The sequence below is a fragment of the Inhella crocodyli genome, assembly GCF_004004565.1.
GTDB lineage: Bacteria > Pseudomonadota > Gammaproteobacteria > Burkholderiales > Burkholderiaceae_C > Inhella > Inhella crocodyli.
This window is the reverse complement of the sequence record NZ_SACM01000002.1, coordinates 450,089-465,136: the sequence shown is the minus strand read 5'-3', so window position 1 is coordinate 465,136 and position 15,048 is coordinate 450,089. Positions and strand designations below refer to the sequence as shown.

The following is a 15,048-nucleotide window of genomic DNA, read 5'->3' as shown; positions in this document are numbered from 1 at the left end:
GCAGGAGCTAACGCTGTGAACGTTTTGAAGCGAAACAACGTGAAGGTGATCGGCCAGGGGCGAGGGCCGACCTTGGTCTACGCCCACGGCTTCGGCTGCGACCAACAGATGTGGCGGGCCGTGACGCCTGCTTTCGAGGGCACCCACCGACAGGTCTTGTTCGACTACGTGGGCAGCGGCCAGTCGGACCGCTCCGCCTACGACCCGACGCGTTACCGCAACCTCGCTGGCTATGCCCAAGACCTCTTGGAGGTGTGCGAGGCAGTGGGCTGCCAAGAGGGCGTGGTCTTTGTGGGGCACTCGGTGGGGTGCACCATCGGTCTGCTGGCCTCCATCCAACGGCCCCAACTGTTCGAACGGCTGGTGTTGGTGGGGCCCTCCCCTTGCTTCGTGAACCACCCACCGGGCTACGTCGGAGGCTTCGCACGCGAGGATCTCGAGGGCCTGCTGCGCTTGATGGACCAAAACTACATGGGGTGGGCGAGTTACCTCGCACCCGTGGTGGCGGGCGCCAGCGGCGGAGAGCGCGTCGCGGGCGAGCTCTCGAACAGTTTCTGCTCCACCGACCCGCTCGTTGCCCGCACCTTCGCTGAGGCGACCTTCTTCGCCGACAACCGCGACGACTTGCCCAAGGTCACACGTCCCTGCTTGATCTTGCAACACGCCCAAGATGCGCTGGCCCCCTTGGCGGTGGGCGAGTACATGCACGCACATTTGGCAGGGAGTGATCTGCGGATTTTGGACGTCGTGGGTCACTGCGCCCACATGAGCAATCCGGAACTGGTCATCAACGCGATGCGTGACTACCTTGACCGAGCCGTCGGCTGAATCTGCGCTCGTCGACCCCAATGGTCTGATCGATGCGCTGCCGGTTGCGGTGGTGCTGACCGACCAACACGGGCAGTTGCTTCGCTGCAATGCCGTCGCTCGGTCTTGGCTGGATGCGCGGCAGGACGACGACTCGGCACCGGCGCTGGACCGATTGCTAACAGTCCCCAGCCGCGTCTTCATGCAAACGCACGTCTGGCCGACCGTCCTGCGGGACGGCCTGGTCGCCGAGGCCTACCTTGAGTTGCGACAGCCGTCGGGAAGCAACATGCCCGTGCTGTTGAATGGCCATCGCCTGAATTGGGAAGGTCGCCCCAGCTACTGCTGGGTACTGTTACAAGCCACGCAACGCAGCCGCTTTGAGGCCGAGTTGTTACATGCTCGTGCTCGGGCAGAAGCGGCGCTGGCCCAGTTGATGGAAAGCCAAGCCGCGTTGCGCCGAACCGGCGCCTTGGCTGCTGTGGGCGGCTGGGAATGGGACCCTGTAACTTCCGTTGTGACCGTGTCTCAGGAATTGGCTGACTTGCTGGAAACCGGCAGCGGTGCAAGGAATCCCTCCGACTTGATGCAGCAACTTGGCCCGAGAGAGCGGTTTCGGTTGCTGCGGGCCGGCATGCGCAGCGTGCGACAGCAACGGGGGTTGGACGAGACCTTGACGATGGCATCGGGTTCTTCCACGCACCTTGGGTCACGCGTCTTGCACATCGTCGGCGTTCCGGAGTTGCGAGCAGGGACGGGTCGTGTGTGGGTGGGTGCCGCCCAAGACGTGAGCGAGCGTCATCGACTCATGAAGGCGCTTGCCGAGCAAAGCGAACTTTTGCAAGTCACCCTGCACTCGATTGGAGATGCCGTCATCACCACCGATGCCCAGGGCGTCGTCACATGGCTCAACCCGGTGGCGGAGGCGATGACCGGATGGCCGACCGATGAGGCCCGAGGCCAATCGATTCACACTGTTTTCCACATCGTGCACGAGTTGACGCGAGCACCGGCCGCCAACCCAGTTGATGCGTGCCTATCCAAGAGCCAGGTCGTGTGGCTCGCTGAGGACACGGCCTTGTTGGCAAGGGACGGTCGCGAGTACGGCATCGAGGATTCAGCCGCGCCCATCATGCGCAGCGACGGGCAACTCATCGGGGCTGTCTTGGTGTTCCACGACGTGACCCAACGACGCCGTTTGGCCAATGAGATGAAGTTCAGGTCACAGCACGACTCGTTAACCGGACTCGTGAACCGGGCCGAGTTCGGGATGCGTCTGAACCAGGCTTTTGATAGGGCCTGCACCCAAAACGTCACGCACTCCGTGATGGCCCTGGATCTGGACCGCTTCAAGGTGGTCAACGACACCTGCGGTCATGCGGCTGGCGACCGGCTACTGCAACAGGTGGCACGCTTGTTCCAAGAGTGCTTGCGTGCCAGAGACACCCTAGCTCGACTGGGCGGTGACGAGTTCGCCGTGCTGCTGGAGCATTGCACGGTGAAGCAGGCGGAGCGGGTCGGTCGACAAATCTGCGCCCGGCTCGACGACTTCCGTTTTGAACACGAGGGCAAGCGTTTTCGGGTTGGCGTCAGCATCGGACTGGCGCCGATTGACACACGGTGGGAATCGGCCGACGCGGCCATGCACGCAGCAGATGCCGCCTGCTTGGCCGCCAAGGAAGAAGGTCGCAACCGGGTTCACGTCTGGGTCGACGCGGACGCCAGCATCAACGAACGGCAAGGCCAAATCCGCTGGGCATCGACGCTCGAGGAAGCGCTGGATGAAGACCGTTTTGTGCTGTTCGGCCAGCGCATCGAACCGGTCAATCCTTCAGACTCGGCTCCTCACGCTGAGGTGCTGTTGCGCTTGCGGGGGCCGGATGGCGCGCTGATCAGCCCGGGCGCGTTCATGCCTGCGGCTGAGCGCTTCCATTTGGCGACACGCATCGACAGGTGGGTGATTCGCAAAGTACTCGAACTGCTGCGACAAGACCTGGAGGGAATGCGAGGCACCCTCAGCATCAATCTGTCGGGCCTGTCGGTGGCCGACCGCATGTTTCAGCAGGATGTACTGGCAGAGCTTGCCAAGCTACCCACGCAGTTGCGCAAAGCGCTGTGGCTAGAGATCACGGAGACGGTGGCAATCACCCACATGAGCGAGGCGTCTCAGTTCGTCAGCGCACTGCGCCGTTTGGACGTCAGAGTCGCCCTCGATGACTTTGGCGCTGGTGCGTCGTCATTTGGCTACTTGCGGGGCTTGGACGTAGACGCTTTGAAAATTGACGGCCAATTCATCACCAACCTGGACAAAGACGAACTGAATGCCGTCACAGTCCGCTGCTTTGTTGAAGTCGCGGAAGTCAAGGGGCTGTTGACCGTGGCCGAGTTCGTGGATTGCGAACGGGTCATGGAGCGGATCAAGGCATTGGGAGTTGGATATGCGCAGGGCTACTTCTTGCACAAGCCCGAACCCCTAGAAGGCCTGATGTCACAGTGGCCCTTGGCTCGTGAACGCACTTGGTCGTCCGTCTCATGACCCTCTCCCCATTTGTCCCTGGCGCCCTGAGCGGCGTTCGCGTGCTCGACCTCAGTCGCGTGCTCGCCGGCCCCTGGAGCACCCAAATCCTCGGCGACCTGGGCGCTGATGTCGTCAAGGTCGAACGTCCCGGCTCGGGCGACGACACCCGCGCTTGGGGGCCACCGTTCGCAGGGGGCGATTCGGCCGAGTCGGCCTATTACCTGAGCGCCAACCGCAACAAGCGCAGCATCGCGCTGGACCTGCACGACCCAGCCGACCAAGCCACCCTGCGTGCCTTGGCCCAGGAGGCCCACGTGGTGGTGGAGAACTACAAGCGCGGCGACTTGGAGCGCTTTGAGCTGGGCCCGCAGCAGTTGCTGGCCTTGAAGCCCTCTCTGGTGGTGTGCTCCATCACCGGCTACGGGCACACAGGGCCGATGTGCGACGAAGCTGGCTACGACTTCGCCATCCAGGCCCAGGGCGGCTTGATGAGCGTGACCGGGGCGCCCGAGGGCGAGCCGCAGAAAGTGGGCGTGGCCGTGGCCGACTTGTCCACCGGCCTGTACGCGGCCATTGGCATCCTGGCCGCGCTGCGCCACGCCGAGGCCACGGGCAAGGGCCAGCACCTGGACCTGAGCCTGCTGGACGTGCAGGTGGCGATGCTGGCGAACCTGGGTGCCAGCCACTTGGTGAGCGGTGCCGTGCCGCAGCGCCTGGGCAACGCGCACCCGACCATCGTGCCCTACCAAGCCTTTGCCACGGCCGACCACCCGCTCGTGGTGGCCGTGGGCAACGACCGGCAGTTCGCCGCCTTTTGCCAGGTGTTGGACCGCGACTGGCACGCACGCCCCGAGTACGCCTCCAACCCCGAGCGGGTGCGGCACCGCGCCACGCTCACGCCACAGATCGCCGATCGCCTGCGCGAGGCGCCCAGGGCCGACTGGCTGGCGGCGTTGCACGCGGCCAAAGTGCCTTGCGGGCCGGTGCAGCGCATCGACGAGGCCCTGGGCGACCCGCAGGTGCTGGCGCGAGACATGCTGTGGCCGAGCCCGCACCCGGCCCAGCCCGACCTCAGGCTGGTGGGCAGCCCGCTGCGGCTGAGCGCCACGCCCACCGCGCTGCACCGCCCGCCGCCCCAACTCAACGCCGACCGCGACGCGGTGTTGAGCGACTGGCTGGGCCGCTGAGCTTGGGCGCCAGCTTCAGCGGCTGGCGGGCCAATCGGCCGGGCAGTCCACGCCCGCACGCAGCAGGCGCTTGTACTCGCCGCTGTCCTTGAGCTTTTGCAGCCCCCGGTTGAAGGCCTGGCGCAGGGCCTCGCTGCCCGGCTTTTGCGGTGGAAAGATGACGTGCGTCGTGAAGCTGTCGGTCATCAGGCGTGGGTGCATCATCAGGCGCGCCCGCTCGCTGGGGCTCAGGTGCTTGGCCATCAAGTCGCAGGCGACGTGGCGCTCCAGCGGCAGCACGTCGACCCGACCGGCCAGCAGCATGCGCAAGCCGGAGACGTCGTTGCTCGGTTGCTCGAACCGCTGCCGCCCCGCGCGCACTTCGGCCCACAGTTCGGGCGTGTAGGTGTAGTCGCGCACCAAGCCCAGGGTGTAAGCGCGCAGGTCCGAGCCTTGCTGCCAATCGAACTTCAAGTCGCGAAGGTGCAGCATTTGCCATTGCTCGGTGAGCAGGTTGTCGCTGAGCAGGAACTTGGCGCGCCGCTCGGCCGAGGCGCCCCAATGCGCCGAGGCATCCCACAGGCCCTGCTGGGTCTCCAGCTGCGCGCGGGACCAGGGCAGAAACGTGAACTGCACCGTGTAGCCGACGCTTTCGTAAGCGCGTCGCACGATGTTCAATGCGATGCCCTGGTCGGGGCGCGCTGCCGTGGCGTAGGGGGGCAACTCGCCCGTGGCAATGCGAACGGGCGGCGCCGAAGTTGCAGCGCCATGGCCGGCCACCCCCAACCCGCTGAGGAAGACCGCCATGACCCGGGCGATCACGCGTCTCAGGCTCATTGCGCCATTGTGGTGGGCGCGATGTCGCGGGCAAGCCGAAAGCCCACAAGGACGTAGCGGGTGTCTTCGCTGTTCCAGTTGCGGTAACTGCAGCGGCTGTACAGGCCCCAGGTGTGCCAGGAACCGCCGCGGCGCACGCGCACACTGCCGTCGGCCGGGCCCTGGGGGTTGTTGCGCACGCCGTCGGCCGGCACCTCGTAGTTCGCGTGCCAGTCTTGCACCCACTCCCACACGTTGCCGGCCATGTCGTGCAGGCCCCAGGGGTTGGGCGCGAACGAGGCCACGGGCGCGGTGAAGGCGAAGCCGTCGTCGTGCGGCAGCGCGAAGTCCTGCCACTGCGCCCAGTCGCGGGCCGAGCGCGCGTCGAACACATTGGCCTGGCCCTTCAAACCCTCGGGCGCGTTGCCGTGGGGCCAGCGGGTGGGCTGGCCGGCGCGGCAGGCCACCTCCCACTCGGCCTCGGTGGGCAGGCGGTAGCGACGGCCCTCGACCTTCGTCAGCCAGGCGGCCATGGCCTGCGCGTCGTGGAAGGTGACGTTGACCACGGGGTGCGCGTCGTCCTGCGCAAAGCCGGGGTTCAGCCACGAGTAGCGGGGGTCGCGCCCTGCAAACGCATCGCCGCCCCGGTGCGCGGGGTCGTAGCCGTAGCCGCCCCCGTCGCTGAAAGACTGCGGCACGTGGCCGCTTTCGGCCAAGAAGCGCCGGAACTGCCCGCGGGTGACCTCGGTCTGCCCGAGCTCGAAGGCCGGCAAGCGCACGCGGTGAGCCGGCCCTTCGTCGGCCAGGTCGCGCAAGCGCTCCAGCGGGTAGCCCGGGAAATCGCGTGCGAGCTGCTCGGGCGTGTCGCTGCTGCCCATGGGGTACGTGCCGGCCGGGATGGCCACGAAACGCTGCCCCAAGCGGTTGGGGGCACTGGGGGCTTGGGCCTGGGCGGACGCCATCGCGGCCAACAGCACCCAGGCGATCAAGGGGACGAACACGGGCAATCGGGGCTCCAAATCGACGCTGATGCACCACTTTCGCACTAGGTCGTCCCCTCTAAGCCCGGGCAAGCCCTGCCCTGGTGCACCACACTCGGGCGATAGCCTTGTTTGGTTTCTTGCAGTAACGGCGGTCCGCCGCGCCCCTCCCATGGACACGACCCTCAAAGAGCAACTGCACCTGCAGTTCGAATGCCAACGCGCCGCCTTCCACCGCGAGCCGTACCCGTCGCTGGAGGTTCGTCGCGACCGCATCCACCGCCTCAAGGCCCTGATCGACAAGCACGGCGAGGCCTTCGCCGAGGCCATCAGCGCCGACTTCAGCCACCGCAGCCACCACGAAACCCACCTGGCCGAGCTGTTCATGCTGCAGGCGGGCATCAAGCACACGCTCAAGCACCTCAAGGGCTGGATGCAGCCGCGGCGCATGCCCACCGCCCTGCACTTCCTGCCCGGCCTGAACAAGCTCATGCCCCAGCCCCTGGGCGTGGTGGGCGTCATTTCGCCCTGGAACTACCCGGTGCAGCTGGCCTTTGCGCCCGCGCTGGCGGCCATGGCCGCCGGCAACCGCGTGATGCTCAAGCCCAGCGAGCTGACGCCCAAGACCTCGGCCCTGCTGGCGCGCACCGTGGCCGAGTACTTCGCGCCCGACGAGTTCACCGTGATGACGGGCGACGCCCACGTGGCCAAGCAGTTCGCCGAACTGCCCTTCGCCCACCTGTTCTTCACCGGCTCCACCGCCATCGGCCGCGTCGTGGCCAAGGCCGCCGCGGCGAACCTCACGCCCGTGACGCTGGAGCTGGGCGGCAAGACGCCCGTGGTGGTGCACGACAGCGCCGACCTGGCCCTGACGGCCGAGCGCATCGCCTACGGCAAGCTGCTCAACGCCGGCCAAACCTGCGTGGCCCCCGACTACGTGCTGGCGCCGCGCGACCAGGTCGAGCCCCTGGCCAAGGCCATCGTGGCCGCCATGCGCAAGCTCTACCCCACGCTGGCCAAGAACCGCGACTACACGGCCATCGTCAGCGCCCGCCACCTGGCGCGCCTGCAAGCCCTGGTGGTGGACGCCAAGGCCCAAGGCGGCAAGCTGCACACCTCGCACAAAGAAAAGCTCGACGGCACGCGCAAGATGATGCCCACCGTCGTCACCAAGGTGCGGCCCTCCATGCAGTTGATGCAGGAGGAGATCTTCGGGCCGGTGCTGCCCATCGTGCCCTACGACCGCCTGGACGACGCCATCGACACCATCCGCCGCGGCGAGCACCCGCTGGCCCTGTACTGGTTCGGCGACGTGGGGGCCGAGTGCGAGCGCCTGCTGCAAGCCACGCACGCCGGCGGCGTGACCCTGAACGACTGCCTGTGGCACCTGGGCCAAGAAGACCAGCCCTTCGGGGGCGTGGGCGCCAGCGGCCAAGGGGCCTACCACGGCGTGTGGGGCTTCAACACCTTCAGCCACCGCAAGCCAGTGTTCAGCAACCCCTCGCTGGCCGCCACGCAGCTGCTGGCCCCGCCCTACGGCACGGCCTTCGCGGCGCTGCTGAAGGTGCTGAAAAAGATCGCCTGAAGGGTGTCCATGCTCCAACGCCGCCGATTCCTGCAGCTGGGCGCGGCCAGCGCCGTGGTGCTGGCCGTGGCCGGTGGCGCCGCCGCCCTGTGGAAGCCGGGCTTGCGCGAGGGCAAGCTCAGCCCCGAGGCCCGCGCGGCCATGGGTGCCCTGGCCCGCGCTTTCTTGGCCGAGGCCCTGCCCGCCGACACCGCCTCGCTCAACCGGCACCTGGACCGCATCGACGAGTTGATCGGGGCCCTGCAGCCGGCCGTGCGCGACGAGCTCGGCCTGCTGCTGGGCCTGCTGGTCAACGGCGCCGGCCGGGTGGGCCTGTTCGGCCACCAAGCGCCGCTGGAAAGCCGCGGCCCCGAGGCCCTGCGCCACAGCCTGCAAGGCATGCGCCTGTCGGGCATCTCCTTGCGCCAACAGGCCTATTTCGGCCTGCGCGAGCTGCACTGCGGCACGCACTACGCCCAACCCGAAGCCTGGGCCCGCATGGGCTACCCCGGCCCCATGACGATCTGAGTCCCCCATGAGTTCCTTGCCCGATCCCATCCGCCAAGGCCTGGCCCAAGGCTGGAAGGTCCTGGGCGCCGAGCACGGCCCCCTGCCCGACCGCCTCACCGTGGACGTGGCCGTGGTCGGCAGCGGTGCCGGTGGCGGCATCACCGCCGAGCTGCTGGCCTGCGCCGGCCTGAAGGTGCTGCTGATCGAGGAAGGCCCCCTGCGCAGCAGCACCGACTTCAAGCAGCGCGAAAGCGACGCCTACCCACAGCTCTACCAAGACGCCGGCAGCCGCAAGACCGCCGACAAGGGCATCAGCATCCTGCAAGGGCGCTGCGTGGGCGGCAGCACCACGGTCAACTGGACGAGCAGCTTTCGCACGCCCACGCCCACGCTGGCGCATTGGCGCGAGCACTTCGGCCTGGGCGACTTCACGCCCGAGGCCTTGGCCCCCTGGTTCGAGCAGGCCGAGCGCCGCGTCAACGTCGACGACTGGGTCACCGACCCGAACCCCAACAACAGCGTGCTGGCCGCCGGTGCCGCCAAGCTGGGCATCCCGGCGCCGCGCATCCGCCGCAACGTGAAGGGCTGTTGGAACCTGGGCAGCTGCGGCATGGGCTGCCCCACCAACGCCAAGCAATCGATGCTGGTGACCACGGTGCCCGCCGCGCTGAACGCAGGCGCCCAGCTCTTCGTGCAGACCCGCGTCGAACGCTTGCTGGTGCAAGGCCAAACCGTGCAGGGCCTGCACTGCGTGTCGGTCGGCCTGAACGGCGCGCCCACGGGCGAGGAGTGCACGGTCTCGGCCCGGCACGTCGTGCTGGCCGGCGGCGCCATCAACACGCCGGCGCTGCTGCTGCGCTCGAAGGCGCCCGACCCGCACGGTCGCCTGGGTCGGCGCACTTTTTTGCACCCCACGGTGGTGTCGGCGGCCACCTTCGACGCGCGCATCGACGGCTGGTCCGGCGCGCCGCAGACCGTTTACAGCGACCACTTCCTGGGCACGCAGCCGGTGGACGGCCCCTTGGGCTACAAGCTCGAGGCCGCGCCGCTGTACCCGGTGATCATGGCCACGACCATGGCCGGCTTTGGGACAGAGCAAGTCGCCCAGCTGGCGCAGTTCCCCCACACCCAGGTGCTGCTGGCGCTGCTGCGCGACGGCTTCCACCCCGACAGCCAGGGCGGCCGCGTGCGCCTGAAGAACGACGGCAGCCCAGAGTTGGACTACCCGCTCAACGCCCCGGTGATGGAAGCGGTGCGTCGCGCCTTTTTGAGCATGGCCGAGATCCAGTTCGCGGCCGGCGCCCGCACCGTGCAGCCGCTGCACGAGCAAGCACCGGCGTACGGCGCCTGGGCCGACGCCCGCGCTGGCATCCAAAGCCTGGACCTCAAGCCTCTGTTCACGCGCGTCGTCAGCGCGCACGTGATGGGCGGCTGCGGCATGGCCAGCAGCCCCGAGCGGGGCGTCACGCGGCCGGATGGCACCCATTGGCAGTGGGAGAACCTGTCCGTGCACGACGGCAGCCTGTTTCCCACCAGCATCGGCGCCAACCCGCAGCTCAGCATCTACGGCTTGGTGACGCGGCTGAGCCACGGCCTGGCCCAGCGCCTGGGCGCGAAGCCCGTGGCGCTGGCCTGACCGGGCTGGCGTTCCCGCTTACTTGCCCAAGGCCGCAGGCGCCGGTGCCTGCTTGCGCGGCAGGTTCGGGTCGGCTTGCGGCAGGCGGCGCAGCACGTCGGCGATGGCCGCCTCCAACTGCGGGTCGCGGCCGGCGTTGACGGCCAGCGGGTCGAGTTCGACTTCGAGGTCCGGCGCCACGCCTTCGTTCTCGATGCGCCACTCGCCCTCGGGCGTGAAGAAGCGGAAGAAGGGCACGGTGACGAACCCGCCGTCGATCAGCGGCGGGTTGGCCGAGATGCCGATCAGCCCGCCCCAGGTGCGCTTGCCGATCAAGGGACCCAGGCCCAAGCGCTTGAAGGCGTAGGGCAAGAAGTCGCCGCCGCTGCCGGCGTCCTGGTCGATCAGCATGGCCTTGGGGCCGTAGATCGCGCTGCCCGGGGTGTCGAACACCAGGCCGTCGCGGTCCTTCCAACTGCCCAAGTACGGTCGGGCCAGCAGCTCGGTGATGTAGTTGGCCGCCTGGCCGCCGCCGTTGCGGCGGTCGTCGACGATCAGCGCCGGCTTGTCGGCCTGCGCGAAGTACATGCGGTTGAAGTAGGTGAAGCCGCCCGCGCCGGTGTCGGGCAGGTACACGTAGGCCACTTTGCCGCCGCTGGCCTTGTCAACCGCCTCGCGGTTGCGCTCCACCCAAGTCCACTGGCGCAGCGCCGCCTCATTGGCGATGGGCTGCACCACGATCTGCCGGCGGCCCTGCGTGCCGTCGGCCGACTTGGCCAGGGTCAGCGTGACCTGCTTGCCCACCTGGTTCTCGAGCAGCGCGTACAGGTTGCGCGTGCCGCTCAAGGCCTGGCCGTTGACGGCCAACAAGAAGTCGCCCACCTGGGCGGCCTGCCCCGGCACGGCCAAGGGGCTGCGCAGGAAGGGGTTGAAGGCGTCGCCAGTGTGGATCTTGGCGATGCGCCACGCGCCTTGCTCGTGCGTGAAGTCGGCGCCCAGCAGGCCCACGGGCACGGGCGTCTCTTGGTGCACGTCGCCCCCGCCCAGGCGGTTGTGGCCCACCTGCAGCTCGCCAATCATCTCCACCAGCAGCTCGTTCAGGTCCTCGCGGCGCTGCACGTGCGCCAGCAGCGGCAGGTAGCGCTGGTACACGCCGTCCCAGTCCAAGCCGTGCATCGCGGGGTCGTAGAAGAAGGCCTTCTGCATCCACCAGGTTTCGTCAAAGATCTGCTTCCACTCGGCGCGCGGGTCGATGCGGGCCTTCAGGCCGCTCAGGTCCAAGGGCTTGGCGTCGGCCTTGGCGTCGGCGTCGGCCACTTCCAAGCGGCCACGGCCCAGGTCGAGCAGCAGCTTCTTGCCGTCGCCGCTCAGGCTGAAATCGGCCACGCCGGCGCGAACGAGTTTGGCCTTGCGCTCTTCGAAGTCGAAGCGATGCAGGTCGGCCGGTGCGGGCCCATCGCCGCCGGCATTGCCGTCGCGAACGATGCCGGGCTGGCGGCGGTCGAGCAGCCACAGCGCACCGTCGGCGGCCACGGCCAGCGCCTGGTTGTCGCGCTCGGGGATCGGCAGGGGCACGATGCGCTGGGCCAAGCCGGCGAAATCGATGCGCACCGGCTTGACCTTGGGCTCGGGCGCCTTGGCGGCCTCGGGTTTGGTGCCGGCGGCGGGGGCGGCCGGCTTCGGCTCGTCCTTCGGCGCCTCTTCGTCGCCCGCCTTGGGCAGCAGGGGCGAAGCCCCGTCGGCCGCGAGCACGGCGGCGTACACGCCGGCACGCAGCGGGCGCTCCTGGGTGCTCATGTCCAAGCCCACGCGGGTGGGGCCGGCGTTGGTGCTGGCCGTGAAGAACAGCAGGTCGCCCTTGCGCGAGAACACCGGGTTCTCGGCGCTGACCAGCGGGTCGCTCACGGGCTGCAACTGGCCGGTCTGGAAGTCGAACACCACCACGCGCGTGAGGTGGTTGGCCTCGCGGATCGTCGTGGCCAGGAAACGGCTGTCGGGCGAGAAGCTCAGGTCAAAGCCCCCGCCGAAGCCCTGCCGCCGCGGGCTGACGGCGATGCGCTGCAGCGCCGGCTTGGCCGCCTTCAGGTCCAGCGCGTGCAACTGCAAGCGCTGGTCGGCCAAGATCAAGCGCTGGCCATCGGGACTCCAGGCCCTCAGGGTGAAGTAGTCGTCGGCGGGCAGCAGGTGCGTCACCGCGGGGCCGGGCTGTCCGGCGTCGTTTTGCGGGCGGATCACGACCTGGTGGCGGCGGCCGGAGGCGTCGCTCAGGTAGGCGATGCGCTGGCCATCGGGGCTCCAAAGGGCGTCCTTCTCGCGCACGCCGCTGGTCTCGGTCAGGTTGCGCAGGCTGCCGTCCTTCACCGGCACGGTGAAGACCTCGCCGCGGGCGCTGATCACCACGCGCTTGCCCGTCGCGCTCAGGCTGGCGCCTTCGATGCTGCCGGCCGCGTCCTTCCACTGCGCGCGCAGCTGCGGGCTGTCGGCGCGCAGGTCCACCGCCAGGTCGGCGGCACCGCTGCCGTCCACTTGGATGGACTTCAGGCGGCCGCCCGCCTCGTAGACCAGGGTGCTGCCGTGGGCGTCCACGCTCTTGACGTCCCAGCTCGTTTCGCGGGTCAGCTGGCGCAGGGCCTGGGTTTTGGTGTGGAAGACGAACAGGTTGGCCGCCTTGCCATCACGGTCGGAAATGAACACCACCTCGTCGCCCACCCACACGGGGTTGGAGTCGCTGGCGTTCACGTGCGGGATGGCCGCCCAGGTTTGGCGCACGGGGTCGACGATCCACACCGGCGGCGTCGAACCGCCCCGGTGCAAGCGCCAGCCGCTGGGGCCGGCATACGCCATGTTGTAGGGGCGGTAGGCCAGGCGCTGCCCATCGGGCGACCAACTGCCTTCGAAGGCCTGCGCCTCCATCACCTTGCGCTCGAACCCGCCGCCAACCGGCACTTCGTACAGCTGGTTGCTGCGTCCGTTGAGCACCTCGCGCGGGCTGGCGAACAGCACGCGCTGGCCGTCGCGGCTCCACCGGCTGACCACGTCGCGCCCAGGGTGCCAAGTCAGGCGTTGGGGCGTGCCGCCCGCCACCGGGACCACGTACACGTCCACGTTGCCGTCGTAGGCGGCGCTGAAGGCGATGCGCTGCCCGTCGGGCGAGAAGCGCGGCGCGAACTCGCTGGCGGCGTGGCTCGTCAGGCGCCGGGGATGGGCACCGCTGCGATCGGCCACCCACAGGTCGCCACCGTGCACAAAGGCCAGGTGCTGGGCCGACACGGCCGGCTGCCGCAACAAGCCGGTGGGCGCGGCCGAGACCGACAGGGACGCGGCCAGCAAACTGGCCGCCAGTGCGAGGGGATGGCGCATGGTCGAAGAACTCAGGGGACGAAACCCTGCACGCTAGCCGCCTGCGCCCTCCGTGCCAAATGCCAAAGGGCACCCCAGCCCCCGGCCAGCCTGGGCCGCGGGGGTACCCCCGCTCAGGCGCGCGCCAAGCGCCAGCCCAGCGGCACGCTGGCCAGCAGCAGCCACAGGCCGTAGCCCAGCAGCTTGCCATCGGCCCCCAAGGTCACCAGGGCCATCACCACCCCCACGCTGCCCAGCAGGGCCGACTCGGCCCACAAGCGCCGCCAGGCCACGCCTCGCAAGGCCTGCCGCCACACCCACCCTTTGGCCAAGGCCACCAAGATCAGGCTCGTCCAGACCGGGGCTGCAAAAAGATTGACGAGGTGCAACAAAGCATCAAGGGGGCTCATAGGAAGGAAATTTTAGAATCCGGGTCTATGAGTGTTTTTGCCCTGGGCCTCAACCACGCCAGCGCCCCCTTGGCGCTGCGCGAGCGCTTGGCCTTCGGCACCGACGCGCTCAAGGCCCCCTTGAAGGGCCTGCAGGCCCGACTGGGCGGCGGCGAAGCGGCCTTGCTCAGCACCTGCAACCGCACCGAGATCTACGTCGCCGGGCCCGCGGAGTTGGCCCAGCCCACGCTGGCCTTCATGGCGGAAACGGCCGGCTTGGACGCCGCCAGCTTGAGCGCCCACACCTACTTGCACCGCCACGGCGACGCCGCGCGCCACGCCTTCCGCGTGGCCGCTGGGCTGGACTCGATGGTGCTGGGCGAGCCGCAGATCCTGGGCCAGTTCAAGCACGCCGTTCGCGAGGCCGGCGACGCCGGCACCCTGGGCAGCACCTTGCACCAGCTGTTCCAGCGCGGGTTCGCCGTGGCCAAAGAGGTGCGCACCAGCACCGAGATCGGCGCGCACAGCATCAGCATGGCCGCCGCGGCCGTGCGCCTGGCCGCCGAGCTGTTCGAAGACCTGGCCGAGACCCGCGTGCTCTTCGTGGGCGCCGGCGAAATGATCGAGCTGGCGGCCACGCACTTCGCCGCGCGCACGCCCAAAGCCCTGGTGGTGGCCAACCGCACGCGGGAGCGCGGCGCGGCCTTGGCCCACCGCTTTGGCGGCCAGGCCATCGCCTTGACCGACCTGAGCCAACGCCTGGGCGAGTTCGACATCGTCGTCAGCTGCACGGCCTCCAGCCTGCCGCTCATTGGCCTGGGCGCCGTGGAACGCGCCATCAAGTCGCGCAAGCGCCGCCCCATGTTCATGGTCGACCTGGCTGTGCCGCGCGACATCGAGCCCGAGGTGGCGCAACTCAGCGACGTCTACCTCTACACGGTGGACGACCTCAGCCAGCGCGTGCAAACCGCCAGCGAAAAGCGCCAGGCCGCCGTGGCGCAGGCCGAGGCCATCGTCGAAACCGGGGTGCAGGGCTTCGTGCACTGGCTGGACCAGCGCCGTTCGGTGCCGCTGATCCAAGCGTTGCAAGCGCAGATGGGCGAGTGGCGCGAGCAAAGCCTGGCCCGTGCCCGCCGCAACCTCGCCAAGGGCGACGCCCCCGAGGCCGTGTTGGACGGCTTCGCCCAGCAGGTTGAACACAAGCTGCTGCACGGCCTGCTGGCCGAGCTGCACGCCGCCCAAGGCCCCGAGCGCGCTGAGCTCGAAGCCCTGCTGCAGCGCCTCTTTCTGCGCCAGCGCTAGCGCCCCCACCCTGCTTCGCGGCCCGCGAGGGCCGCGCTTGGC

11 protein-coding genes are annotated in these 15,048 nt (G+C 68.7%); 7 read left to right on the top strand and 4 right to left on the bottom strand.

Features of this window, described 5'->3' with window-relative positions; translation table 11 throughout:
- Nucleotides 1–15 precede the first annotated feature (15 nt).
- Genes EOD73_RS10220 through EOD73_RS10210 form a run of 3 tightly spaced genes read left to right on the top strand, consistent with a single transcriptional unit; the run spans nucleotide 16 to nucleotide 4,512 of the window.
- On the top strand, nucleotides 16–828 hold the full coding sequence (locus EOD73_RS10220) for an alpha/beta fold hydrolase (protein ID WP_127682883.1): 813 nt from the start codon (nucleotides 16–18) through the stop codon (nucleotides 826–828).
- Nucleotides 809–3,343, top strand: coding sequence for an EAL domain-containing protein (locus EOD73_RS10215; RefSeq protein ID WP_127682882.1), 2,535 nt, complete (start codon nucleotides 809–811; stop codon nucleotides 3,341–3,343). The genes EOD73_RS10220 and EOD73_RS10215 overlap by 20 nt, the downstream gene beginning before the upstream one ends.
- A complete protein-coding gene (locus EOD73_RS10210) occupies nucleotides 3,340–4,512 on the top strand; it encodes a CaiB/BaiF CoA transferase family protein (protein ID WP_127682881.1) in 1,173 nt (390 codons plus the stop codon). The genes EOD73_RS10215 and EOD73_RS10210 overlap by 4 nt, the downstream gene beginning before the upstream one ends.
- A gap of 15 nt (nucleotides 4,513–4,527) precedes the next feature.
- Here EOD73_RS10210 and EOD73_RS10205 read toward each other — a convergent pair whose 3' ends face one another.
- Together EOD73_RS10205 and EOD73_RS10200 are read right to left on the bottom strand one after the other, a co-directional pair.
- Nucleotides 4,528–5,328, bottom strand: a complete 801-nt coding sequence (locus EOD73_RS10205; protein ID WP_127682880.1) for a substrate-binding periplasmic protein — start codon at nucleotides 5,326–5,328, stop codon at nucleotides 4,528–4,530.
- A complete protein-coding gene (locus EOD73_RS10200; RefSeq protein ID WP_127682998.1) occupies nucleotides 5,325–6,269 on the bottom strand; it encodes a formylglycine-generating enzyme family protein in 945 nt (314 codons plus the stop codon). The genes EOD73_RS10205 and EOD73_RS10200 overlap by 4 nt, the downstream gene beginning before the upstream one ends.
- Before the next feature lie 190 nt (nucleotides 6,270–6,459).
- Here EOD73_RS10200 and EOD73_RS10195 point away from each other — a divergent pair, with 190 nt between their 5' ends.
- The 3 genes from EOD73_RS10195 to EOD73_RS10185 are packed head-to-tail and all read left to right on the top strand — an operon-like array spanning nucleotide 6,460 to nucleotide 9,997.
- Nucleotides 6,460–7,872, top strand: a complete 1,413-nt coding sequence (locus tag EOD73_RS10195) for a coniferyl aldehyde dehydrogenase (protein ID WP_127682879.1) — start codon at nucleotides 6,460–6,462, stop codon at nucleotides 7,870–7,872.
- Between the two features lie 9 nt (nucleotides 7,873–7,881).
- Nucleotides 7,882–8,379: a hypothetical protein gene (locus tag EOD73_RS10190; protein ID WP_127682878.1), complete on the top strand. Its 498-nt coding sequence runs from the start codon at nucleotides 7,882–7,884 to the stop codon at nucleotides 8,377–8,379.
- 7 nt (nucleotides 8,380–8,386) lie between these two features.
- Nucleotides 8,387–9,997 (top strand): GMC family oxidoreductase, encoded by a 1,611-nt coding sequence (locus EOD73_RS10185; RefSeq protein WP_127682877.1) that lies wholly within the window; start codon nucleotides 8,387–8,389, stop codon nucleotides 9,995–9,997.
- Between the two features lie 18 nt (nucleotides 9,998–10,015).
- Here the strand turns inward: EOD73_RS10185 and EOD73_RS10180 are convergent, their stop codons facing one another.
- Nucleotides 10,016–13,336, bottom strand: coding sequence for a S41 family peptidase (locus EOD73_RS10180; RefSeq protein WP_127682876.1), 3,321 nt, complete (start codon nucleotides 13,334–13,336; stop codon nucleotides 10,016–10,018).
- A gap of 113 nt (nucleotides 13,337–13,449) precedes the next feature.
- On the bottom strand, nucleotides 13,450–13,725 hold the full coding sequence (locus EOD73_RS10175; protein ID WP_127682875.1) for a hypothetical protein: 276 nt from the start codon (nucleotides 13,723–13,725) through the stop codon (nucleotides 13,450–13,452).
- A 27-nt stretch (nucleotides 13,726–13,752) separates the two neighbouring features.
- Between EOD73_RS10175 and hemA the strand changes: the two genes are divergently transcribed.
- Nucleotides 13,753–15,006 carry a glutamyl-tRNA reductase gene (hemA, locus tag EOD73_RS10170; protein ID WP_127682874.1) on the top strand — a complete coding sequence of 418 codons (1,254 nt, stop codon included), beginning with the start codon at nucleotides 13,753–13,755 and terminating at the stop codon, nucleotides 15,004–15,006.
- Nucleotides 15,007–15,048 lie beyond the last annotated feature (42 nt).